We start from the raw sequence: 22,308 nt of genomic DNA on the forward strand, positions 1-22,308 counted from the left end.
GCGGTGACACCGCCGGGGGGGTTTCACGCACAGGGTCCGGGCCGCGCCCGGCCCCCACGAACGCATTCACTCGCTTTGCCGTGCCCGCGTACGCGCACGGCCGCGCCCTTCCGCGGTCTCACCCTGCCCTCGCGGCCCGACGACAGGGATCGTGAGAGGGAGTGTGCATGGGCCGAACCGCCCGTGAGAAGGCATGCAGATGGGGCGCGGCGGCCGTCGTAGCCCTGGCCGTCACCGCGACCGGGATGCCGGCGTCGTACGCGGCCGGTAGCGACGAGCCGGCCCCGCAGCGGGTCGGTTCCGCGCCGAAGGTCCCGCGTGGCGCCGTCCGCCAGGCGGACCCCGCCGAGGGCCGGACGCTCGACCTGAGCGTCGTCCTGGAGCCGCGCGACCAGGCCGCGCTGGACCGTTTCGTCGCCGGGGTCTCCGACCCGAAGTCGCCGCTGTACCGCCAGTACCTCGGTACGGGCGAGTTCGCGACCGCCTTCGGCGCCGACCCGCGGGCGGTGGCCACGGTCCGCGAGGAGCTGGAGGCGAAGGGGCTCACGGTCGGTGAGCTGGAGGCCGACGGCCTCACCCTGCCGGTGCGCGCGACCGTCGGCGAGGCGGCGAAGGCGTTCAAGACCGAGTTCGACGGCTACCGCCTGGAGAACGGCGTGGCGGGGGTGACCAACACCCGCGCCCCCGAGTTCGGCGGCGAGGCGGCGGCCGCCGTCCGCGCGGTCGTCGGCCTCAACACGCTGTCGACGTACGAGCCGCGCAACACGGGCGCGAAGGGCGCGCCCCGCAAGCAGCGGACGGCCGACGCGGGCGAGACCGCGCGTCAGCCCCGGCTGACCGGGACGACGCCGACCATGTGCCCCGGCATCCGGGACCTGTACGCGACGTCCACCCCGGACTACCCCGCGGCCTACGACAAGCAGGACTACTGGAGCGCCAGGTCGCTGGCGGCCGCGTACGGCATGGCGGACCAGCCGAACGTGCAGAACGGCACCACCATCGCCGTGTACTCGCTGGAGAACTACGACCTGCGGGACATCGCGAGCTACCAGGCGTGCCACGGCACGAAGGTCCCGGTCAGCTCCGTCCGCGTCAACGGCGGACCCACGGAGCCGGCGGGCATCGACACCGGTGTCGGTCTGGAGACCGCGCTGGACGTCGAGACCATCATCGGTCTCGCCCCGCAGTCCAAGGTCGTCGTCTACCAGGGCAAGAACACCTGGGAGGACGGCACCGACCTCTTCCAGCGGATCGTCACCGACAACCGCGCGAAGGTCGTCTCCGTCAGCTGGGGCAGCTGCGAGCTGTACACCCCGCAGGCCGTCCTGGACCGCGAGAAGCTGATCTTCCAGCAGGCCGCCGCCCAGGGCCAGACCATCGTCGCCGCCTCCGGCGACAGCGGTTCCACCGGCTGCTACTACGGTGACGCCGGCGACCCCAACGCCTCCGAGCTGTACACGGACAACCCGGCCTCGTCGCCGTACGTCCTCGGTGTCGGCGGCACCACGATGCGCGGCTCGATCACCGGCCAGACCACCTGGACCGGCTCCGGCGGCGGCGTCTCGCGGCACGTCGAGCTTCCGACCGACGGCTTCCAGGCCGGCCGGATCGCTCCCGGCTACAGCGACCTCTGCGTCGCCGCCGGCGGCGCGGTCTGCCGCCAGGTCCCGGACGTCTCCGGCGTGGGCGACCCGAACACCGGCTACCCCGTCGCGTTCGGCCGTGACTCCTCGGCCGGCCAGTACTGGCACATCATCGGCGGCACCAGCGGCGCCGCCCCGGTGTGGGCCGCGCTCATGGCGCAGGCCAACCAGGACCTCGCCTGCCAGGCCAACGGCTCGGTCGGCTACGTCCACCAGGCGCTCTACAAGCTCCCGGCCGCCGCGTTCCGCGACGTCACCACCGGTCACAACAACCTGACCGCGTCCGGCAACTACAGCGGCCTGTACCGCGCCGCCGCCGGCTACGACCTGGGCACCGGCCTCGGCGCCCCCAACGGCCGCGAGATCGTCAAGGGCCTGTGCCAGGCGGTCCCGCAGTCCCCGTCCAGCACGTTCAACGCCCTGCCGCCGAGCCGTGTCCTCGACACCCGGTACGGCATCGGCCGCGCCGGCACCTCGCCGGTCGCCGCGAACGGCACGGTCAAGCTGAAGGTCGCCGGCACCGGCGGCGTCCCGGCCGCCGGCGTGACCGCCGTCGTCCTGAACGTCACGGCCGTCTCGCCGACCGCGACCGGTCACCTGATCGCGTACCCGAGCGGCACCACCCGCCCGACCTCGTCCAACATGAACTGGCTGAAGGGCGAGATCGTCCCGAACCTGGTGACCGTCCCGGTCGGCAAGGACGGCTCGGTCGACCTCTTCAACGCGGGCGGCGGCACGACCCACTTCGTCGCCGACGTCTCCGGCTACTTCTCGACCGAGGCCGGCGGCAGCACCTACGTGCCCAAGGGGCCGGCCCGTGTGCTGGACACCCGTAACGGCACCGGCCGCCCGGGCACCGCGCCCGTCGCGGGCAAGGGCACCGTCTCCCTGAAGGTCACCGGCGTCGGCGGCGTCCCCGCCGAGGGCGCGACCGCGGTGGTCCTCAACGTCACGGCGACCGCGCCGACCTCGACCGGTCACCTGATCGCGTACCCGAACGGCACGGCCCAGCCGACCGCGTCGAACATCAACTGGCTCACGGGCCAGACCCGGCCGAACATGGTCGTCCTGCCCGTCGGCACCGACGGCAAGGTGAACCTGCACAACGCCGGCCTCGGCACCGTGCACTTCATCGCCGACGTCTTCGGCTACTACACGGCCACGACCGAGGGCGGCTCGTTCCACACCGCGGGCCCGAGCCGTCTGCTCGACACCCGCTACGCCCTCGGCACGGCCCGCAACACCCCCGTCCCCGGCGGCGCGACCCTGGTCCTCGACGTCAACGACGGCCACACGCTGGCCAAGGCGAAGGCCGTGGTCCTGAACGTCACCGTCACCGCGCCGACGAGCAACGGCTTCCTGACGGTCTGGCCGGACGGAACCGCCCTGCCCAACGCGTCCAACCTCAACTGGACGAAGGGCGCGACCGTGGCCAACCTGGTCACCGTCCCGGTCGTCAACGGAAAGATCGACTTCCGTCCGAACGCCGGCAGCGCGCACGTGATCGCCGACCTGTTCGGCTACTACTCGTAAGCGCTGACACGCACCACGCGGAGGCCCTGCTCCCCATCGCTCGCGGTGGGAAGCAGGGCCTCACGGTCATCCCGCCGGGTCGACAAGCCCGCGGAGGAGCTCCAGACCGGCCCGCCAGTCACCGAGGCCGCTGCCGGAGTTGATGTGGCCGTGCCCTCCGACGAGACGGGCCCGCGCCCGCCACCCGTGCGCGAAGGAGGCGGCCGTGGCCGGGTCGCAGTACGGGTCGTCGTCACTGGCCACCATGAGGCTCGGGCACGGCAGGGGACGCGCGGTCAGGCCCAGGAAGGTCGACGCCGCCTCACGCGGGAACGCCGGTCCCCCGGGATCGGGAGGCGCGACCAGGAACGCCGCCACTGCCCCGGGGCGTGCCTGCTCCAGCCAGCTCGCGGCCGCCCAGCAGCCGAGGCTGTGCGCCACCAGCACCACGTGGGGCTCACGCCGGGAGGCGGTCTCGTAGGCGTCCTGGACCGCGGCGACCCAGTCCGCCAGATCCGGCGCGCTCCACGAGGCCGGCGCGATCCGGACCGCCGAGGCCCCCCATCGCTCCTCCCACAAGCTCTGCCAGTGACGCTCATCGGAACCGTCGATCCCGGGGATGATGACGTACGCGGCCATCGCCCACCGCCCTTCCCGTCGTGACCCCGCATGCCGGGGGCTCCTGGGGCGATTCTCGATGGACGAGCGGCAGCGCCCGGGCCCCGGCAAGTGATCTCAAGGAAAGTGGGGGTGACGACGATGGATTCACTCGACGATATCGACCGCGCCATCCTGGAACTGCTCCAGAAGGACGGCCGGCTCACCGGAGCCGAGGTCGGACGGCGGGTCGGACTGTCCCAGCCGGCGGCCGGCGCCCGCATCCAGCGCCTGGAGAGGAGCGGGGTCATCACCGGCTACCGCGCGGTCGTCGCCCCGGCCGCGGTCGGACTGCACATCCACGCCGTCGTCCGACTCCGCACCACCCACGCGCGCCTGCCCCAGGCCCTCGCCCTCGCCGCCGGGACTCCCGAGGTCGTCTCGACCCTCCGCGTCACGGGCGAGGACTGCCTCCTGCTCGACGTCCACTGCTCCCACGCCGAACGCCTCGAACAGATCGTGGACTCCCTCGCCCGCCACGGCCCGGTCACCACCTCGCTCGTCCTGCGCGACTACCCACCCAAACCGCTGCCGACGACCTAGGTGAAAGTCCCGCCTGCCCCGTGACGCCTGGCACGCACGCTCGCCGCGTGGTCGTGATCGTCCACGTACGTCCGGTACGCGGGCGACCCTCCGCCGTGCGATCGCACGCACCCGACGCCGCGGGGCCCGCCCTTCGGGCGGACGGCGCTGCTTCGAAACACGCCCTGGTCGCGAACCAGCCGGCTCGTGCGGCCCCGTCCGCAGAGGCGCTCGTAGGCCGCCTGGACGGCGGGCCCCCGAGCGCCTTGGCGTGCGTGCCTCGACGGTCGATGCCGCTCCGGAGGACCCGCCCCGTCGCCCGTCGCCTGTGCGGGGTCTCAGGACCCGTGCAGCATCAGGCCGATGCCCACCACCATCAGGCCCGCCGCCGCCACCCGGGGGCCGCCGAAGCGTTCCTTGAAGAAGAGGGTGCCGATCGCCGCGCCCACGATGATCGAGGATTCGCGCAGGGCCGCGATCGGGGCCAGGGCGGCGCGGGTCTGGGCCCACAGGACCAGGGCGTAGGCGGCGACCGAGAGGGCCGCGCCCAGGAGGCCGCGGGCGGCGTGGGGGCGGAGTTGGGGGAGGAGGGCGGAGCGGCGGCGGTGGAGGGCGTACGCCGGGATCGCGAGGCCCTCCAGGATCATCAGCCAGGCGACGTAGCCGAGCGGGGTGCCGGAGGCGCGGACGCCGACGCCGTCGACGACCGTGTAGCCGGCGATCGCCAGGCCCGTGCCGCCCGCGGCCAGGAGAGCCGGCCAGTCGGGGCGGCGGCCCGAGCCTCGGATGCCCCACAGGGCCAGACCCGTCAGGCCCGCGCAGGCGATGGCGACGCCCGTGAGCTGCCGGCCGTCCGGGACCTCGTCGACGAAGACCGCGGCGAGCACCGTCACCGCCAGCGGCGCCGTGCCGCGCGCGATCGGGTACATCTGCCCGAAGTCGCCGAGCGTGAACGACCGCATGAGCAGGGCGTAGTAGCCGACGTGCAGCACGGCGGAGGCGATCAGGTACGGCCACGCCCCCGCCGCCGGCAGCGGGACGAAGAAGGCGAGGGTCGCGCCGATCAGGGCGCCGCCGCCGGAGATCAGCGTGAACGAGACCAGCTGGTCGCGGATGTGGTGCGCGATCGCGTTCCAACTGGCGTGCGTCACGGCGGCTATCAGCACCGCCGCCGCGACCGGCGGGGTCACGCCGACCGCTCGCGGACGTCCACCAGCGTGCCGCCCGCGTGCGCCACCAGCGACCGGGGGTCGAGGGCGAAGACGGTGTGCGGGGTGCCCGCCGCCGCCCACACCACCTCGTGGTCGAGCAGCCCCCGGTCTGCCAGGACGCGGGTCCTGGTGCGGTGCCCGAAGGGCGGGACGCCGCCGATCGCGTACCCCGTGGTCTCCCGTACGAGCCGCGCGTCGGCTCGCGTGACGGCCCCGGCGGACAGCTCCCGGCGCACCCGCTCGACGTCGACCCGCGAGGCGCCGTCCATCAGGACCAGGACCGGGACGCCGTCCGCCGCGAAGATCAGCGACTTGACGATCTCGGAGACCTCGCAGCCGATGGCCTCTGCGGCCTGGGCGGCGGTGCGGGTCTCGTTCGGGAAGCTGCGGATCTCGACGTCGAGGCCCAGTTCCCGCAGGGCCTCGGCGAAGAGCGGATGCGCGGTCGATGTCGTCATGCGCTGCACCGTAGCGGTACGTGTACGAGCCACGCGACCGCGTTGTGGGCCCGCGGCCGCGTCACCGCGCCTTCAGCACGCTCGCCACGACCGGGCCGGCCGCGTCCGAGCCGTGCCCACCGGACTCGACGGCCGCGGCGGCCGCCAGGTCGTCGGCGAATCCGGCGAACCAGCTGTTGGAGGAGGCGGCCGCGTCGACCTCGGCGGACCCCGTCTTGGCGCCCTTGTCGCCTCCCACGCCGGCCATCGCACCGGCGCCCGTGCCCTCGCCCCGCGCCGTCGCCCGCATCATCTCGCGCAGCGCCTTGCCGATGGAGCCGGGCAGCCGCTCCGCCTTCGCGGTCTCGCGGCCGTCCAGGTCCGTCGCCACGATGATCGGCTGCTTGAAGGAGCCGTTCTTCGCGGTCGCCGCGATGGAGGCGATGTTGAGGGCGTTCATGGTGATCCGGCCCTGGCCGATGTACGAGGCGGCGGTCTCGATGCCCGTCGACGGCGGGACGGACCCGTCCTGCGAGACCACCCCCGTCTTCCACTCCAGTCCGATGCCGAAGTACTTGCGGGCCGTGTCGCCGAGCGCCGTGCCGGCCTCGGCGCCGAGCGGCTTGACCGGCTTGATGAAGGTGGTGTTGCAGGAGCGGGCGAAGGCCCGCTGGAGGGTGCTGCCGGACGGGAGGGCGAAGTCGTCGAGGTTGTGGAACGTCCGCCCGTCCCAGTCGACGGTCGAGGGGCACTCGACCTTGCCGGAGGGGCCGTCGACCAGCCCCTTGTCCAGCATCATCGCGGCGGTGACGATCTTCATCGTCGAACCGGGGGCCTGCCGGCCCTCCAGCGCCGCGTTGAAGCCGTCCGCGCGGTTGTTGGCGACGGCCCGGATCTCCCCGGTGCTCGGCTTGATCGCGACGACCGAGGCCCCTTCGTACCGCTTCACCGCCCGCTCGGCCGCCGCCTGCACCCCGGCGTCGATGGTCGTCCGCAGCTCGCCCGGCCTGCCGGCGGCGAGGGTCAGCACGGTGGTGTCCGGGACGGCGTCGTCGGCGCTCTCGATCCAGGTCTCGACGCCCGGTTCGCCCCCGGCCCGCTCGCCGTACCTCTCGCGCAGCTGCGCGAGGACCGGCCCGAGCGACGGGTACTTCTCCGCCGTCAGCTCGACACCGTCGTGGTCGACTGCCTTGACGGCGGCGGTCTTCGCCTCGCCGGTCCGCAGGGTCGCGCCCTTGGTCAGCTTCGGGTGGATGACGGCCGGCTCCCAGTCGACCAGCGGCCGCCCGGTGGTCAGCCCGCGCACCACGGTCAGCTCCGAGGAGTACGTCCAGGGCTTCGACCGCCCCTCGTACGTCACCGTGGCGCTCACCGTGAACGGCACCTTCGCGCCGACCGCCGTGCCGGGCGTGATGACGGCCTTGGAGACCATCGCCCCCTCGCGGTAACCGAGCACCGCGGGCCCCGCGTCGACGGGGTTGTTGGTCAGCTGTCCCGCCCGGTCCGACTCCCCGGCCGCCCAGGCGGCCAGGAACTCCTTCGCCGTGTTCGTCACCTCGTCCCCGGTGACGGGCCCGGAACGTTTCTCCTCGGGCGCCGCCCGGGAAGCCACCTCGGAACCCCCGTTGATCCCGGTCCAGAGGTTGTAGCTCCCGTACCCGACCCCGCTCGCCACGACGACGAAGACTCCCCCGACGATCGCGACCTTGACCCCACTGCGCATGGCTGCGCCTCCCCTCCCCCAGGCGATCAACCCAACCTAGGTGACAGGTGTGAGCAGGGTGACGCTTGTTACCGTTCCGCGACCCGGCCCGCGAGCGGGCAAGCCCCCTGTGATGCCCCACACCCACGTGTCGCGCCCCATCCGATGGCGCCACTCGTCCATCGGAATCGACGTGCCCGTGTGGATCGGCCAGAAGCAGATGAAGCCTCGCGAACGCCGGCTCGCACGGCCTCCTTCGGCGTCTGGGGCCGCCATGCCGAGGCTGGGCCGTCCCTGGGCCGTGACGGTCGGGCAAGCAGGGCGGCCTCGGCGACCTTCGGGGCGGCTCACGGGGTACTTCCGGGGCGGCTCCCGGACCGTCGGGAGTTCGTCCGCCGGGGGGAATCAGGCGCGTTGGAAGCCGTCGACGGCCATGGAGACGGTGAGGGCCAGGAAGGCGAGACCGACGGCGATGACGGCCAGGAGGACGAGCGTGCCCGCCGCCTTGGCGATCCACGATTTCGCGTGGACCGGGTCGGCGGGGTTCCGCGGGTGGTAGGCGACCTTGATGGTCGGCGCGCTGCCGGAGATGTACGCGCCGCGGACCACGCCGTGCAGGTCGGTGTAGGCGTAGTCCCTGTGGCCGCGGCGCACCGCCTCGACGGTGATGCCGTACCGGGGGTAGGTCCACTCGCGGTACTGCATGGACAGGCACGCGACCCCGAACGCGGCGATGCCCACGGCGATGGGGGTGAACATCAAGAACGCGATCGCGCGGCTCACCGACTCCACGATGCCCAGGGGTACGGCCACCCCGACCGCCACCAGGCCGGTGACCCACGCCGTGAGCCTGAACGCGCGCGTGTACCAGTCGTCGTCGGACCCCGCCGGCGCGCTGTCGGTGACGAGAGCCGTGCCGTCGGCCGCCCGCTCCTCCGGCAGCATCGCGGTGACGGCGTCGGCGAACGCCGCGGCCGCCGCCTCACTCACGCCCCGGACCGTGTACGTGGCCGGGGCCGTCCCGGCCGGGGCGGTCAGCTCCACGGCAAGGGCACGGCCCTCGGCGCCGACTCGGCGGACGGCCTGGAGCGGGATCCGCTTCTCCTTGCGCCGCCGGCTCAGGACGAGGACGTCGTCCTGAGCCTGGAGGGTGGTACCAGCGCGGCCCCGGAGGACGGGTATCGGTGAGGTAGTGGTGGACATGGGCGTTGATAGTAGGGCGGGGACGGCTTTCAGGCGTGGGATTAGCCTCCACAGCCTTCCGGGTTCGCCCCTCGCCGTTCGGCATGAGGTGGGTGTACGTCCGGAGCGTGAACCCGGGGTCGGCGTGGCCGAGGTACCGGCTCAGGGCCCGGATATTCTCGCCGGCGTCCAGGAGCACGGCGGCGTAGAAGTGCCGCAGGGCGTGCATGCCGTGCTCCGGGGCGGACGCGTGCCGCTCGCCGTCTTGCGGCTCCGGGATGACGCCCCCGGCTGCGAGAGCGGGCTTCCCCATGAAGCCGTTGAGTAGCTCACGCGGACATGGTCGCCGCCCGGCCCGGAGTGGTGCTCCCGCCCTGCTACACCCACGTGTCGAGCCACATCCGATTGCGCCACTCGTCCATCGGAATCGACGTGCCCGTGTAGATCGGCCAGAAGTAGATGAAATTCCAGACGATCAGCAGGACGAGAACTCCCGCTCCCACCGCGCCGAATGTCCGCCGCCTTTCCGACGAACCCGGCGGCCCCACCATCGCCCCGATCATCATCGTCACCGCGAGACAAAGGAACGGGACGAAGACCACCGCGTAGAAAAGGAAGATGGTGCGTTCCTGGTAGAGGAACCACGGAACCCAGCCCGCCGCGATGCCGCAGGCGATCGCGCCCGCCCGCCAGTCACGGCGGAAGAACCAGCGCCACAGGACGTAGAGGATCGCGAAGCACGCGGCCCACCACAGCAGCGGCGTGCCGAGCGCCAGGACCTCCTGGGCGCACTTCTCCGTCGCGTCGGCGGGGCATCCCGCCTGGCCCGGGGAGGGGCTCTCGTAGAAGTAGGAGACGGGGCGGCCGAGGACGATCCAGCTCCACGGGTTCGACTGGTACGTGTGGTGCGAGGTGAGATTGACGTGGAACTCGTAGACCTCGGTCTCGTAGTGCCACAGGCTGCGCAGCCAGTCCGGCAGCCACGACCAGAAGCCGCCGCCGGTCAGTTTGTCCTGCTCCGCCGCCCAGTTGCGGAAGTAGCCCTTGTCCGAGGCGATCCACCCCGTCCACGTGGCCACGTAGGTGAGGACCGCCACCGGCACCACCGAGACGAACGCCGGTACGAGATCCCGCCGGGCCACCGCGAGGTAGGGGCGGACCGCCCCCGCCGTGCGCCGGCCGCCCGCGTCCCACAGCACCGCCATCAGACCGAACGCGGCCATGATGTAGAGGCCGTTCCACTTGGTGGCGAAGGCCAGTCCCAGCATCACCCCGGCCGCGAGCCGCCACGGCCGCAGGCCGAGGCGCAGGGTCTCGGCGACCGCCGCGTCCGGCCGCAGCACGCCCTCCTCGTCCGTGGGCAGCGCCGCCGCGAGCCGCCGCCGCGCCCAGTCGCGGTCCACCAGCAGGCAGCCGAACGAGGCCAGGACGAAGAACATCAGCACCTGGTCCAGCAGCGCCGTGCGGCTCATGACGAAGTGCAGGCCGTCCACCGCGAGCAGCGTGCCCGCCAGACAGCCCAGGAACGTCGAGCGGAACAGCCGCCGCCCGATCCGGCACAGCATCAGCACCGACAGCGTGCCGAGCAGCGCCACCATGAACCGCCAGCCGAAGGGCGTGAAGTCGAACAGCTTCTCGCCGACGCCGATGACCCACTTGCCCATCGGCGGGTGGACCACGTAGCCGGGATCCGTCGGAATCAGGACCGAGCCCGGGTCCTTCAGGACCGTCTTGTCGATGTCCTTGGGCCACGCCCCCTCGTACCCCTGGTTGATCAGGGCCCAGGAGTCCTTGGCGTAGTACGTCTCGTCGAATATCACCGCGTGCGGCTTGCCGAGGTTCCAGAACCGCAGCACCCCCGCGAACGCCGCCACCAGCAGCGGACCGCCCCAGGCGGCCAGCCGCCAGAGCAGGTCCCCGCCGCCCGGCGAGATCCCCAGGAGCGACCGGAGGCGCTGCGAGGGCCGGGTGTACGGCGGTACGAGACGCTCCCGCAGCCCGGGCCCGGCGGCGCCCCCGGCCCGGGGCGTGTAGCCGAAGCGCCGCAGACGCTGCTGCCACGGCGGGGGCTCTTCCACGGCGTGCGGACCCTGCAGGGCCTCAGGTGCGGTACTGGTCACCGCGCCATCGTAGGGAACGCGCCTGTGCGAGTCGCCTGTCCGGGCTGCGAGGATGACCCATGTGACAGGAACGCTGGTACTTGCAGGGACACCCATCGGGGAGATCGCGGACGCCCCGCCGCGGCTCGCGGCGGAGCTGGGGTCCGCCGACATCGTCGCGGCGGAGGACACCCGCCGGCTGCGCGGCCTCACCAGGGCCCTCGGCGTGCAGACCTCCGGCCGTGTCGTCTCCTACTTCGAGGGCAACGAGGCCGCCCGTACGCCCGAGCTGGTCGAGGCGCTGGCCGGCGGCGCGCGGGTGCTGCTGGTCACCGACGCGGGCATGCCCTCCGTCTCCGACCCCGGCTACCGCCTGGTCGCCGCGGCCGTCGAGGCGGACATCAAGGTCACCGCCGTCCCCGGGCCCTCCGCGGTGCTGACCGCGCTCGCCCTGTCGGGGCTCCCCGTGGACCGCTTCTGCTTCGAGGGGTTCCTGCCCCGCAAGGCCGGCGAGCGGCTCGGCCGGCTCCGTGAGGTCGCGGACGAGCGGCGGACCCTCGTCTACTTCGAGGCCCCGCACCGGCTCGACGACACCCTGGCCGCGATGGCCGAGGTCTTCGGCGCCGACCGGCGCGCCGCCGTCTGCCGCGAGCTGACCAAGACGTACGAGGAGGTGAAGCGCGGCGGCCTGGGCGAGCTGGCGGCCTGGGCCGCCGAGGGCGTACGGGGCGAGATCACCGTCGTCGTCGAGGGCGCCCCGCCCGCCGCGCCCGCCGACCTGGGCCCCGAGGAGCTGGTGCGCAGGGTGCGGGTGCGCGAGGAGGCGGGGGAGCGGCGCAAGGAGGCCATCGCGGCGGTCGCCGCCGAGGCCGGCCTGCCCAAGCGTGAGGTGTTCGACGCCGTCGTCGCGGCGAAGAACGCGGCCGCGTCAAGCCCCCCGGACGGTAAAGGTCTATCGTGAAAGGCAAAGCGAAACCCGCGCGGCGGGCCTCCTGAGGGCCTCCGGGCAAGGGAAGGCCAAAGAGCTTTCCATTGTTCGACCGGCGCTGATGCGCTCCGGCCCGAAAAGGCGTCCACTGAATCAGTGGAGAGGAGCTGGAATGAGCGAGATCACCGGCACCGGCATCACCGTCGCGCATGAGGCGTACGCCTTCGCGTGCATGCGCTGCGGCTACGGCTGGGAACAGGCGTACGACATCGAACACCACGTCGACGCCTCCGGCCAGGAATTCGTCGTCTACAAGGCCAACGGCGAGCGGGTCGCGTCACCGTTGTCCAGTCCCACCTGTGTGAACTGCGGCGGACACGTCGTCCGCATCATGCGCGCGGGACAGGTGTCATCGGTGCTCGACTCGTGGGAGCAGGCGCACCATCCCGACGAGGTCAGGGCGGGGAGGCGCGTCGCGCCCGCGGGACCGATCGGACTCGCGGGGCCGATCGGCCAGGATCTGGAGCGCACCGGCTCCCCGGAGCGGGCCCGGCGGTCGGAGCGGACGCGGGGATCGGGGCGCGACGCTCCGGGACCGGTCCGCGCGGCGACGCACGAGGAACCTCAAGAGCCTCAGCACGCACGGGAACCCCACCACTGGCGCCTGGGGGACCTGTTCCACCGCAGGCCCCCGGCCGGCTCCTGACGGCGGACGGCCCGGGTTCCCGGCTCCCGACGGCGGCGGCCCCGGGTTCCCGGCTCCTGACGGCGGACCGCCCGTGCCCGCGGCTCCCGACGACGGGCGCCCGGGGCCCCGGGCCGCCGCGGGCGGCCCCGTGACCCCTCGTACGATCGGGGCATGAGTTCCAAGGACGCCCCGCCGCCGCTGCCCGAGCCGCTTCTCGTGCCCGTGGCGGACTCGCACACCCACCTGGACATGCAGTCCGGCACCGTCGAGGAGGCCCTCACCAAGGCCGCCGCCGTCGGCGTCACGACCGTCGTCCAGGTGGGCTGCGACATCAAGGGCTCCCGGTGGGCCGCCGAGACCGCGGCCGCGCACGAGAACGTGCACGCCGCCGTCGCCCTGCACCCCAACGAGGCCCCCCGGATCGTCCTCGGCGATCCCGACGGATGGTCCCGCCAGGGCGCCCGCGAGGCGGGCGGCGACGCGGCGCTCGACGACGCGCTCGCCGAGATCGACCGCCTCGCGGCCCTGCCGTACGTCCGCGCCGTCGGCGAGACCGGGCTCGACCACTTCCGCACCGGCCCCGAGGGCATCGCCGCCCAGGAGCGCTCGTTCCGCGCCCACATCGAGATCGCCAAGCGGCAGGGCAAGGCACTGGTGATCCACGACCGGGAGGCCCACGCCGACGTCCTGCGGATCCTCGACGAGGAGGGCGCGCCCGAGCGGACGGTCTTCCACTGCTACTCCGGCGACGCCGACATGGCCCGGATCTGCGCCGCCAAGGGCTACTACATGTCCTTCGCCGGCAACATGACCTTCAAGAACGCCCAGCCGCTGCGCGACGCCCTGGCCGTGGCTCCGCTGGAACTCGTCCTGGTCGAGACGGACGCCCCCTTCCTCACACCGGCGCCCTACCGGGGGCGGCCCAACGCGCCCTATCTGATCCCCGTCACCGTCCGCGCGATGGCGGCCGTGCGCGGCATCGGCGAGGACGAGCTGTGCGCGGCGATCGCCGCCAACACCGCGACCGCCTTCGATTACTGATCCATAACGGTTACGTGTCGTAGTCGGGGCGCTTTGGAGAGTGACGGCCGCTGCCGCTAGGGTCCCGGCCTCGTGAGCAACTCGCAGGGAAGCCACCGGGCCGCGCGCGGCGGACGCCGGCCGGAACCCTCCCTCCATGAGCAGCCGACCCTGGTGGCGCCCCTGGTGCCCGGCCAGGGCGGGGCCCCCGCGACCCGTGCCGAGGCGCGGCGGGCGGCCAGGCGCCGCAAGGCCGCCCCCACCACGGGCGAGGGCCTGCGGCGCATCGTGCCCCAGGCCCTCGTGGTCGCCTTCCTGGCCGGCGGCACCAGCGCCTTCGTGGCCAGCGACAAGGCCGTCCGGCTCTCCGTCGACGGGGTCCCGCGCACCCTGCACACCTTCGCCGACGACGTCGACGAACTCCTCGCCGACGAGGGCCTGACCGTGGGCGCGCACGACATCGTCGCCCCCGCCCCCGGCGAGGAACTGGCCAGCGGCGACGAGGTCGTCGTCCGCTACGGCCGGCCCGTCTCCCTCACCCTCGACGGGCAGCGCCGCCAGGTGTGGACCACTGCACGGACCGTCGACGGCGCCCTGCGCCAGCTGGGGGTCCGGGCCGAGGGCGCGTACCTCTCCGTCTCGCGCTCCGCGGCCATCTCCCGCCAGGGCCTCGCTCTGGACGTGCGCACCGAGCGGACCGTCACCTTCCTCGCCGACGGACGCGAGCGGACCCTGCGCACCAACGCCGCCACCGTCCGCGAGGCCGTCGAGCAGGCCGGGATCACCCTCTCCGGCCAGGACACCACCTCCGTGCCGCCCGGCTCCTTCCCGCGCGACGGACAGACGATCACGGTCATGCGGATCACCGGCGCCAAGGAGGTGCGGGAGGAGGCCGTTCCGTACGCCGTCGAGCGGACGCGGGACCCCGGCCTGTTCGCCGGGACGGAGGTGGTCGAACGCCAGGGGGAGCACGGCGTGCGCCGGGTCACCTACGTCCTGCGCACCGTCAACGGCGTCCGGCAGCGGCCGAGGAGGATCGGCGAGGAGATCGTCCGCGAGCCAGTCAGCCGCAAGGTGCGGGTCGGCACCCGGCCGCTGCCCAGCTCGGTCGACGGAGCCGACGGCCTCGACTGGGGCGCGCTGGCGGCGTGCGAGTCCGGTGGACGGCCGAACGCCGTCGACCCGTCGGGGACCTACGGCGGTCTCTACCAGTTCGACCCCGGCACCTGGCGCTCGCTCGGCGGCAGCGGCGTCGCGCAGAACGCGTCCGCCTCGGAGCAGACGTACCGGGCCAAGAAGCTCTACGTGCAGCGGGGGGCGAGTCCCTGGCCCCACTGCGGCCGTAGGCTGTACCGGTGAGCACCACCGATCCCGACGCCCTCCTCGGCCCCGCCGACATCCGCGAACTGGCAGCGGCGCTTGGCGTACGCCCGACCAAGCAGCGCGGCCAGAACTTCGTCATCGACGCCAACACCGTCCGGCGGATCGTCCGCACGGCCGAGGTGCGCCCCGAGGACGTGGTCGTGGAGGTGGGCCCGGGGCTCGGGTCCCTGACCCTGGCCCTCCTCGAGGCGGCGGACCGGGTGACGGCCGTCGAGATCGACGACGTGCTCGCCGGGGCGCTGCCCGCGACGATCGAGGCCCGCATGCCCCGGCGGAAGGACCGCTTCGCGCTCGTCCACTCCGACGCCATGCAGGTCCAGGAGCTGCCGGGCCCGCCGCCCACGGCGCTGGTCGCGAACCTTCCGTACAACGTGGCCGTGCCCGTCCTCCTGCACATGCTCGACCGCTTCCCCACCATCGAGCGGACGCTGGTCATGGTGCAGGCCGAGGTCGCCGACCGGCTCGCCGCACGGCCCGGGAACAAGGTCTACGGCGTGCCGTCGGTCAAGGCGAACTGGTACGCCGAGGTGAAGCGGGCGGGCTCGATCGGCCGCAACGTCTTCTGGCCGGCGCCGAACGTCGACTCGGGTCTGGTCTCGCTCGTCCGCCGCGCGGAGCCGGTGGCCACGACGGCCTCCAAGGCCGACGTCTTCGCGGTCGTCGACGCGGCGTTCGCGCAACGCCGCAAGACCCTGCGGGCCGCGCTCGCCGGCTGGGCGGGCTCGCCCGCCGCCGCCGAGGAGGCGCTGGTCGCCGCGGGGATCTCGCCGCAGGCGCGCGGCGAGGCGCTGACGGTGGAGGAGTTCGCACGGATCGCGGAGGCGAAGAAGTGAGCGGTACGGAAGGGGCGGCCGCGCGGGCCACGGCCACGGTCCCGGTTCCGGTTCCGGCGCACGGTCGGGCGGCCGGTGTCACCGTCCGCGTGCCGGCCAAGGTCAACGTCCAGCTGGCGGTCGGCGGAGCGCGGCCCGACGGCTTCCACGACCTGGCCAACGTCTTCCTCGCCGTGTCGCTCTTCGACGAGGTCACGGCCACCCCCGCCGCCGAGCTGAAGATCACCTGCGAGGGCCCGGACGCCGACCAGGTGCCGCTGGACCGCACGAACCTCGCCGCGCGGGCCGCCGAGCTGCTCGCCGCCCGGCACGGCCTCTCACCCGACGTGCACCTGCACATCAAGAAGGACATCCCGGTCGCCGGCGGCATGGCGGGCGGCAGCGCGGACGGCGCCGGCGCGCTGCTCGCGTGCGACCGCCTGTGGGGGCTGGACTCCCCGCGCGCGGATCTCCTCGACATCTGCGCCGAACTCGGCAGCGACGTGCCGTTCAGCCTGGTCGGCGGGGCGGCGCTCGGCGTCGGCCGCGGTGAGCGGCTCACGGAGCTGCCGGTGAGCGGCACGTTCCACTGGGTCTTCGCCGTCGCCGACGGCGGTCTGTCGACCCCGGCCGTGTACGGCGCCTTCGACCGCCTCAACGACGGTGTCGACGTCCCCGAACCGGTCGCCTCCCCGGCCCTCCTGGAGGCGCTGCGCACCGGCGACACCGCCGCGCTGGCCGCGACGCTGATGAACGACCTCCAGCCGGCCGCCGTCTTCCTGCGCCCGTCCCTGACGGACGTCCTGGAGGCGGGCACGAAGGCCGGCGCCCTGGCCGCCCTCGTCTCGGGATCCGGTCCGACGACGGCGTTCCTGGTGCAGGACGCGGCGTCGGCGGACGCGGTGGCCGCCGCGCTGATCGCCTCCGGCACCTGCCGCACGGCCCGCGCGGCCACCTCCCCGGCGCCGGGCGCGGCGGTCCTGGCCTGACCTTGGGCGCCGGGCCGGCTTCCGGCCCGGACTCCCGCTCCGGCCGAGCGGGCCGGGCCCGCGGGTGAGGTCCGGAGGGCGCCGCCGCGGGCGCCCGTACGGCCGCGGGTGATCACGCACTCCGTCCCACCGGCGGGCCGTCTACCCTGGGACGTCGATCGATCCCCCCGTACAGGAGTCAAAGTGGCCGTCAATCTGGTCAATGTCGAGGCTGTCAGCAAGGTGTACGGCACCCGTGCCCTGCTCGACGGCGTCTCTCTCGGCGTCTCCGAAGGGGAGCGGATCGGTGTCGTCGGACGCAACGGCGACGGCAAGACCACCCTGATCCGGATGCTCGCCAAGCTGGAGGAGGCCGACACCGGCCGGGTCACCCACAGCGGCGGGCTGCGCCTCGGCGTACTCACCCAGCACGACTCCCTCGACCCGAAGGCCACCATCCGGCACGAGGTCATCGGCGTCATGGCCGACCACGAGTGGGCCGGCAGCGCCAAGATCCGCGACGTGCTCACCGGACTCTTCGGCGGCCTCGACCTGCCCGGCTTCGAGCACGGCCTCGACACCGTCATCGGTCCGCTCTCCGGCGGTGAGCGCCGCCGCATCGCGCTCGCCAAGCTGCTCATCGACGACCAGGACCTGCTCGTCCTCGACGAGCCCACCAACCACCTCGACGTCGAGGGCATCGCCTGGCTGGCCGGGCACCTCCAGACGCGCCGCTCGGCGCTCGTCTGCGTCACCCACGACCGGTGGTTCCTCGACCAGGTCTGCACCCGCATGTGGGACGTGCAGCGCGGCGCCGTCCACGAGTACGAGGGCGGCTACTCCGACTACGTCTTCGCCCGCGCCGAGCGCGAGCGGATCGCCGCGACGGAGGAGTCCAAGCGGCAGAACCTCATGCGCAAGGAGCTGGCCTGGCTGCGGCGCGGAGCCCCGGCCCGCACCTCCAAGCCCCGCTACCGCATCGAGGCCGCCAACGAGCTGATCGCCGACGTGCCCCCGCCGCGCGACACCTCCGAGCTGATGAAGTTCGCCAACGCGCGGCTCGGCAAGACGGTCTTCGACCTGGAGAACGTCACCGTCACCGCCGGACCCAAGACCCTCCTTGAGCACCTCACCTGGCAGCTCGGGCCCGGCGACCGGATCGGCCTCGTCGGCGTCAACGGCGCCGGGAAGACCTCGCTGCTGCGCGCCCTCGCCGACGCGGCCGTCACCCAGGGCGAGACCCAGCCGGCCGCCGGGAGGATCGTCGTCGGCAAGACCGTGCGGCTGGCCTACCTCTCGCAGGACGTCACCGAACTGCCCGGCTCGCTGCGGGTCCTGGAGGCGGTCCAGCAGATCCGGGACCGCGTCGACCTGGGCAAGGGCCGGGAGATGACCGCGGGCCAGCTGTGCGAGCAGTTCGGCTTCACCAAGGAGAAGCAGTGGACGCCGGTCGGCGACCTGTCCGGCGGTGAGCGCCGCCGTCTCCAGCTCCTGCGCCTCCTCATGGACGAGCCGAACGTCCTCTTCCTCGACGAGCCCACCAACGACCTGGACATCGAGACCCTGACCCAGCTCGAGGACCTCCTGGACGGCTGGCCCGGTTCCATGGTCGTCATCTCCCACGACCGGTTCTTCATCGAGCGGACGACGGACAAGACGTTCGCGCTGCTCGGCGACCGGACCCTGCGGATGCTGCCGCGCGGGATCGAGGAGTACCTGGAGCGCCGCCGGCGGATGATCGAGGCGTCGGTCCCGGCACCGGCCCCTTCCGCCGCCCGGACGGCCGGCTCCGCGAAGACGGTGTCCGCCGCCGACGCCCGGGCCGCGAAGAAGGAACTGCAGAAGGTCGAGCGTCAGCTGGACAAGCTCTCCGACAAGGAGACCAAGCTGCACGCCCAAATCGCCGATAACGCCACAGACTTCGAGAAGGTGGCCAAGCTGGACGCGGAGCTGCGTGAACTGGTCGCGGAACGCGACGAGTTGGAGATGCGCTGGCTCGAACTGGCCGAGGACGCGTAACGAGGGCATCACGGGCCGGTCCTCCCTTGGGTACAAGGGGCGGACCGGTCACTTTTGCGCCATCCCCCGAGTGGTAGAAAGAAAACCCGCTCACATCAAGGGGGAACGCTGATGACCCAGCCGCCCAGCAACCAGCCGCCGGGCTTCGGCGCACCGGATCCGAACCAGGGCAACCAAGGCGTCCCGCCGCTGCCCCCGGTTCCGCCGCAATCCCCGCAGACGCCGCCGCCCGCGACGCCCGGCCCGTACGGCCAGGCCCCGCAGACGCCGCCGCCCGCGCCCGGCCCGTACGGCCAGCAGCCGCAGCCCGGTTACGGCTATCCGCAGCAGGCGCCCGCGCCCGGCTACGGCTACCCGCAGCAGCCCGGGCAGCCCGGGCCGTACGCCCAGCAGTCCGGTCCCTACGGTCAGCAGCCCGGTCCCTACGGCGGCTACCCCGGCCAGCCGCAGTACCCCGGCGCGCCCACCCCTCCCGGCGGGAACAACCCCTTCAAGGGCAAGCCCGGCGTGATCGTCGCCGCGGCGGTCGCGGCGCTGCTCGTCATCGGCGGCGGCACCTGGTTCGCCCTCAGCGGCGGCGACGACGAGAAGCCGGTCGCCAAGCCGACCGGGACCCCGACCGCCCCCACCGGCTCTCCCTCCGTCGACCAGGGCGACGGCAGCGGCGACGGAGGCGGCCGCGACAGCGGGGACGACCTCAACGGCGGGCGCAAGCCCGGCGAGGCGAAGATCAACTGGCTGCTGAAGAACAGCGTCGACCTTCCCAAGAACGGTGCCGACGTCTACGGTCCGTGGATCGTCGGCGACGTGGTCGTGAAGGGCATGTACAAGGGTCTCGACGGCTACAGCCTCACCGACGGCTCGCCGAAGTGGCACCTGGACCTGCCCTTCGAGATGTGCGCCGCCCCGCCGGCGCCCGCCGCCGACGGCACGATGGTCATCGGCGTCCACGACAAGGCCGGCGACCGCGCCAAGTGCACGACGCTGCAGAAGGTCGACCTCAAGACCGGAAAGGCCGGCTGGAAGAGGTCCGTCCCCAAGGCCACCGGTCTGTTCGCCTTCGACGACAACACGCTGGCCATCAGCGGCAACACCGTGACCGCCGCCGGCAGCAGCAGCTCGTACGGCTTCTCCCTCGCCGACGGCAAGCAGCTCTTCGGCACGCCCGCGAGCGGATGCAAGGCGTTCGCGTACGCGGGCGGCGAGAAGCTGATCTCCGCCGACAGCTGCCCCACCGGCGACGTGAACAAGAAGCAGCAGCAGATCAGCGAGGTCGACCCGAACACGGGCAAGCCCCGGTGGAGCTTCAAGATCCAGGCCAACTGGGAGGTCGACAAGGTCTACTCGGTCAACCCGCTGGTCGTCTCCGCCACCCAGCGCGACGAGAAGAAGTGGACGATCTTCGCGCTGACCGCGAACGGCAAGCTGCGCTCGCAGATCCAGGGCGGCACCGACAAGTACGCCCCCAAGTGCGGCGGCTCGTTCGTCATCTTCGGCAAGAACCTCTCGGGGTGCGTGGGTGTCGCGGCCGACGCGAACACCTTCTACATGGCCACCGAGACCAGCTACGGCACCCCCAACGAGGTCGTCGCCTTCGACCTGAACACGGGCAAGTCCAAGTGGCGCTCCAAGGCCCCCGGTGAGCAGAGCATGATCCCGCTGCGCATGGAGGGCTCCGAGGTCCTGGTCTACGCCGACCCGTCGTACGACAAGGGCGGCACCGTCGCCACCATCGCCCCGACGGGCGGCGCGCCGAAGGTCCTGCTCCAGCACCCGGCCTCGACCGCCCAGATCGAGAGCAGCTTCTACGACGCGGGCTACGCCTACGGCAACGGCACGTTCGTGATCGCCGCCGGGCGGGTGAGCGCCAGCAACGACAAGGCCGAGATGGAGACCAAGACGATGATGGCCTTCGCCAAGTGAGGGCCGTCCGACTCCGATGACGACACCGCAGCCATCCGGTCCGCCCCAGCCGTCGTACGGGCCCTACGGCACGCTCAATCCGTACGGCGGCGGGGTCGCCGGACCGCCGGGCACCCCGCCCGCGTTCCCGCCCCAGGCTCCGCCGCCCCCGCGCGGCCGGCGCCGTGCCGTGGCGGTGGTCGCGGGCGCCGTGGCGGCGCTCCTCGCCGTCGGCGGGGTGACCTGGTACGCCCTGGGCGGATCCGGTGACGGCGACGACAAGCCCGGCAAGGCGCCCACGAGCGCCGCGCCGGCCCCGTCGCCGACGTCCTCCGGTCCGGCCGGGCCCGCCGGTCCGAACGCGCCCGACGCCGCCGCCGCGGCCCGCTACAACAAGGACCGGGCCCCCGGGGACGCCTCGGTCCTGTGGGTCCGGAAGAACGACATCGACGTCACCACCCTCACCGGCGACGTCTTCGGCCCCTGGCTCGTCGGGGACACCGTCGTCACCGCGATGTACCGCACCGTCACGGGCCATTCGGTCGTGGACGGCACGGTCAGGTGGCGGCTGACGCTGGACACCGAGATCTGCAAGGCGCCGCATCTGCCGTCCGACGACGGGAAGATCGTCCTCGCCCTCAAGGAGCGCCTCCACGCGGACATGGACGAGTGCCGCCGGTTCCAGATGATCGACCTGCGCACCGGCAAGGCCGGCTGGCGGCAGAAGATCGTCAAGGAGGGCGACTTCGACTTCATGAACGACTACTCGATCGCCATGAGCGGCGGCACCGTCACCGCGGGCCGGCACGGGTACTCGACCGGCTACCGCCTCAGCGACGGCAAGCAGCTGTTCGGCCGGTGGGACAAGAGCCAGTGCCAGCCGTACGCGTACGCCGGCGGTCCGAAGCTCGTCGCGGCGGTCTCCTGCCCGACCTCCGACCCGGAGAAGCCGCGGGAGGAGATCCACGAGGTCGACCCGGTGACCGGGAAGTCCCGCTGGAAGTACCCGCTTCCGGTCGGCTACCGCGTGGACCACGTGCTGTCCGTACGGCCCCTCGTCGTCTCGGCCACCAACCGGGCCCAGGGAATGCACGGCGTCGTCGTCCTCAACGAGGACGGGACCAAGCGCACGTCGCTCAAGGGCAAGGACCAGTACGCCGAAGGGTGCGCGGACCAGTCCGCGTTCGACGGCGACCTTCAGCGCTGCCGGGTCGTCGCGGACGCCACCACCCTCTACATGGCCACGGCGGGGGCGTCCAAGGTCAAGGCCAACGCGATCGTCGCCTTCGACCTGAGGACCGGCAACGAGGTCCGGCGGATCCCGGGCCGCCCCGGACGCACGGCCTGGCCGCTGCGGATGGATGGCGGTTCGCTGGTGGTCCGGATGGCCTCGCTGCTCGGCGAGCCCGGCTCGCTGGCCACCGTCGCTCCGGGTTCGACGGAACCCGTCGACCTGCTCCGGGTCCCGCGCTCGGCGGGCCTGTCCGAGTCGCGCTTCTACGACTCCCCGGCGCTGTACGCCGACGGCCGGTACATCCTCGTGCAGAGTGCCGTCGTCGGCTCGACCGACGCCGAGGAGATGAAGAGGGAGACGCTGTTGGCCTTCGGCAAGTGACACCGGTT

Annotated in this window: 17 protein-coding genes and 1 pseudogene; 11 read left to right on the top strand and 7 right to left on the bottom strand. The window is 72.8% G+C overall.

Annotated elements, in window-relative coordinates; genetic code table 11:
- Nucleotides 1-167: 167 nt before the first annotated feature.
- Nucleotides 168-3,176, top strand: a complete 3,009-nt coding sequence (locus AB0K65_RS12810) for a protease pro-enzyme activation domain-containing protein (RefSeq protein WP_365715838.1) — start codon at nt 168-170, stop codon at nt 3,174-3,176.
- Between the two features lie 66 nt (nt 3,177-3,242).
- On the opposite strand, the gene AB0K65_RS12815 is transcribed toward AB0K65_RS12810, so the two are convergent.
- Nucleotides 3,243-3,794, bottom strand: a complete 552-nt coding sequence (locus tag AB0K65_RS12815; protein WP_365715839.1) for an alpha/beta hydrolase — start codon at nt 3,792-3,794, stop codon at nt 3,243-3,245.
- Between the two features lie 120 nt (nt 3,795-3,914).
- On the opposite strand from AB0K65_RS12815, the gene AB0K65_RS12820 reads away from it, so the two are divergent.
- Nucleotides 3,915-4,355 carry an Lrp/AsnC family transcriptional regulator gene (locus AB0K65_RS12820; protein ID WP_365715958.1) on the top strand — a complete coding sequence of 147 codons (441 nt, stop codon included), beginning with the start codon at nt 3,915-3,917 and terminating at the stop codon, nt 4,353-4,355.
- A gap of 317 nt (nt 4,356-4,672) precedes the next feature.
- On the opposite strand, the gene AB0K65_RS12825 is transcribed toward AB0K65_RS12820, so the two are convergent.
- The 6 genes and pseudogenes from AB0K65_RS12825 to AB0K65_RS12850 form a co-directional block, all read right to left on the bottom strand.
- Nucleotides 4,673-5,524, bottom strand: coding sequence for a DMT family transporter (locus tag AB0K65_RS12825; RefSeq protein WP_365715840.1), 852 nt, complete (start codon nt 5,522-5,524; stop codon nt 4,673-4,675).
- Nucleotides 5,521-6,003, bottom strand: a complete 483-nt coding sequence (locus AB0K65_RS12830; protein ID WP_365715841.1) for a YbaK/EbsC family protein — start codon at nt 6,001-6,003, stop codon at nt 5,521-5,523. The genes AB0K65_RS12825 and AB0K65_RS12830 overlap by 4 nt, the downstream gene beginning before the upstream one ends.
- A 61-nt stretch (nt 6,004-6,064) precedes the next feature.
- A complete protein-coding gene (locus AB0K65_RS12835; RefSeq protein WP_365715842.1) occupies nt 6,065-7,705 on the bottom strand; it encodes a penicillin-binding transpeptidase domain-containing protein in 1,641 nt (546 codons plus the stop codon).
- Nucleotides 7,706-8,089: 384 nt separating this feature from the next.
- A complete protein-coding gene (locus tag AB0K65_RS12840; RefSeq protein ID WP_365715843.1) occupies nt 8,090-8,887 on the bottom strand; it encodes a hypothetical protein in 798 nt (265 codons plus the stop codon).
- Between the two features lie 46 nt (nt 8,888-8,933).
- Nucleotides 8,934-9,182: pseudogene (locus tag AB0K65_RS12845) on the bottom strand (tyrosine-type recombinase/integrase); the annotation flags it as partial.
- Nucleotides 9,183-9,243: 61 nt separating this feature from the next.
- Nucleotides 9,244-10,986 carry a phospholipid carrier-dependent glycosyltransferase gene (locus tag AB0K65_RS12850; RefSeq protein WP_365715844.1) on the bottom strand — a complete coding sequence of 581 codons (1,743 nt, stop codon included), beginning with the start codon at nt 10,984-10,986 and terminating at the stop codon, nt 9,244-9,246.
- Nucleotides 10,987-11,047: 61 nt separating this feature from the next.
- Between AB0K65_RS12850 and rsmI the strand changes: the two genes are divergently transcribed.
- The 9 genes from rsmI (at nt 11,048) to AB0K65_RS12895 (ending at nt 22,300) form a co-directional block, all read left to right on the top strand.
- The gene (gene rsmI, locus AB0K65_RS12855) at nt 11,048-11,926 is read left to right on the top strand and encodes a 16S rRNA (cytidine(1402)-2'-O)-methyltransferase (protein WP_365715845.1); all 879 of its coding nucleotides are present in this window, start codon (nt 11,048-11,050) and stop codon (nt 11,924-11,926) included.
- A gap of 139 nt (nt 11,927-12,065) precedes the next feature.
- A complete protein-coding gene (locus AB0K65_RS12860) occupies nt 12,066-12,599 on the top strand; it encodes a hypothetical protein (RefSeq protein WP_365715846.1) in 534 nt (177 codons plus the stop codon).
- Between the two features lie 153 nt (nt 12,600-12,752).
- Nucleotides 12,753-13,622, top strand: a complete 870-nt coding sequence (locus tag AB0K65_RS12865) for a TatD family hydrolase (RefSeq protein ID WP_365715847.1) — start codon at nt 12,753-12,755, stop codon at nt 13,620-13,622.
- A 72-nt stretch (nt 13,623-13,694) separates the two neighbouring features.
- Nucleotides 13,695-14,960 carry a ubiquitin-like domain-containing protein gene (locus tag AB0K65_RS12870; RefSeq protein WP_365715848.1) on the top strand — a complete coding sequence of 422 codons (1,266 nt, stop codon included), beginning with the start codon at nt 13,695-13,697 and terminating at the stop codon, nt 14,958-14,960.
- On the top strand, nt 14,957-15,817 hold the full coding sequence (rsmA, locus tag AB0K65_RS12875) for a 16S rRNA (adenine(1518)-N(6)/adenine(1519)-N(6))-dimethyltransferase RsmA (protein WP_365715849.1): 861 nt from the start codon (nt 14,957-14,959) through the stop codon (nt 15,815-15,817). The genes AB0K65_RS12870 and rsmA overlap by 4 nt, the downstream gene beginning before the upstream one ends.
- Nucleotides 15,814-16,785 carry a 4-(cytidine 5'-diphospho)-2-C-methyl-D-erythritol kinase gene (locus AB0K65_RS12880; protein ID WP_365715850.1) on the top strand — a complete coding sequence of 324 codons (972 nt, stop codon included), beginning with the start codon at nt 15,814-15,816 and terminating at the stop codon, nt 16,783-16,785. Before rsmA ends, AB0K65_RS12880 begins: the two co-directional genes overlap by 4 nt.
- Before the next feature lie 183 nt (nt 16,786-16,968).
- Nucleotides 16,969-18,783 carry an ABC-F family ATP-binding cassette domain-containing protein gene (locus AB0K65_RS12885; RefSeq protein ID WP_365715851.1) on the top strand — a complete coding sequence of 605 codons (1,815 nt, stop codon included), beginning with the start codon at nt 16,969-16,971 and terminating at the stop codon, nt 18,781-18,783.
- Between the two features lie 111 nt (nt 18,784-18,894).
- Nucleotides 18,895-20,706 carry a PQQ-binding-like beta-propeller repeat protein gene (locus AB0K65_RS12890; protein ID WP_365715852.1) on the top strand — a complete coding sequence of 604 codons (1,812 nt, stop codon included), beginning with the start codon at nt 18,895-18,897 and terminating at the stop codon, nt 20,704-20,706.
- 16 nt (nt 20,707-20,722) lie between these two features.
- Nucleotides 20,723-22,300 carry a PQQ-binding-like beta-propeller repeat protein gene (locus tag AB0K65_RS12895; protein WP_365715853.1) on the top strand — a complete coding sequence of 526 codons (1,578 nt, stop codon included), beginning with the start codon at nt 20,723-20,725 and terminating at the stop codon, nt 22,298-22,300.
- Nucleotides 22,301-22,308 lie beyond the last annotated feature (8 nt).

It is taken from the genome of Streptomyces sp. NPDC053755, assembly GCF_040677675.1.
Classification (GTDB): Bacteria; Actinomycetota; Actinomycetes; order Streptomycetales; family Streptomycetaceae; genus Streptomyces.

Excerpts from the sequence above, each read along its gene's own strand:
- AB0K65_RS12810 (WP_365715838.1), top strand. The coding sequence starts at position 168 with ATGGGCCGAACCGCCCGTGAGAAGGCATGCAGATGGGGCGCGGCGGCC.
- AB0K65_RS12815 (WP_365715839.1), bottom strand. The coding sequence starts at position 3,794 with ATGGCCGCGTACGTCATCATCCCCGGGATCGACGGTTCCGATGAGCGT.
- AB0K65_RS12820 (WP_365715958.1), top strand. The coding sequence starts at position 3,915 with ATGGATTCACTCGACGATATCGACCGCGCCATCCTGGAACTGCTCCAG.
- AB0K65_RS12830 (WP_365715841.1), bottom strand. The coding sequence starts at position 6,003 with ATGACGACATCGACCGCGCATCCGCTCTTCGCCGAGGCCCTGCGGGAA.
- AB0K65_RS12835 (WP_365715842.1), bottom strand. The coding sequence starts at position 7,705 with ATGCGCAGTGGGGTCAAGGTCGCGATCGTCGGGGGAGTCTTCGTCGTC.
- AB0K65_RS12840 (WP_365715843.1), bottom strand. The coding sequence starts at position 8,887 with ATGTCCACCACTACCTCACCGATACCCGTCCTCCGGGGCCGCGCTGGT.
- AB0K65_RS12860 (WP_365715846.1), top strand. The coding sequence starts at position 12,066 with ATGAGCGAGATCACCGGCACCGGCATCACCGTCGCGCATGAGGCGTAC.
- AB0K65_RS12865 (WP_365715847.1), top strand. The coding sequence starts at position 12,753 with ATGAGTTCCAAGGACGCCCCGCCGCCGCTGCCCGAGCCGCTTCTCGTG.
- AB0K65_RS12890 (WP_365715852.1), top strand. The coding sequence starts at position 18,895 with ATGACCCAGCCGCCCAGCAACCAGCCGCCGGGCTTCGGCGCACCGGAT.
- AB0K65_RS12895 (WP_365715853.1), top strand. The coding sequence starts at position 20,723 with ATGACGACACCGCAGCCATCCGGTCCGCCCCAGCCGTCGTACGGGCCC.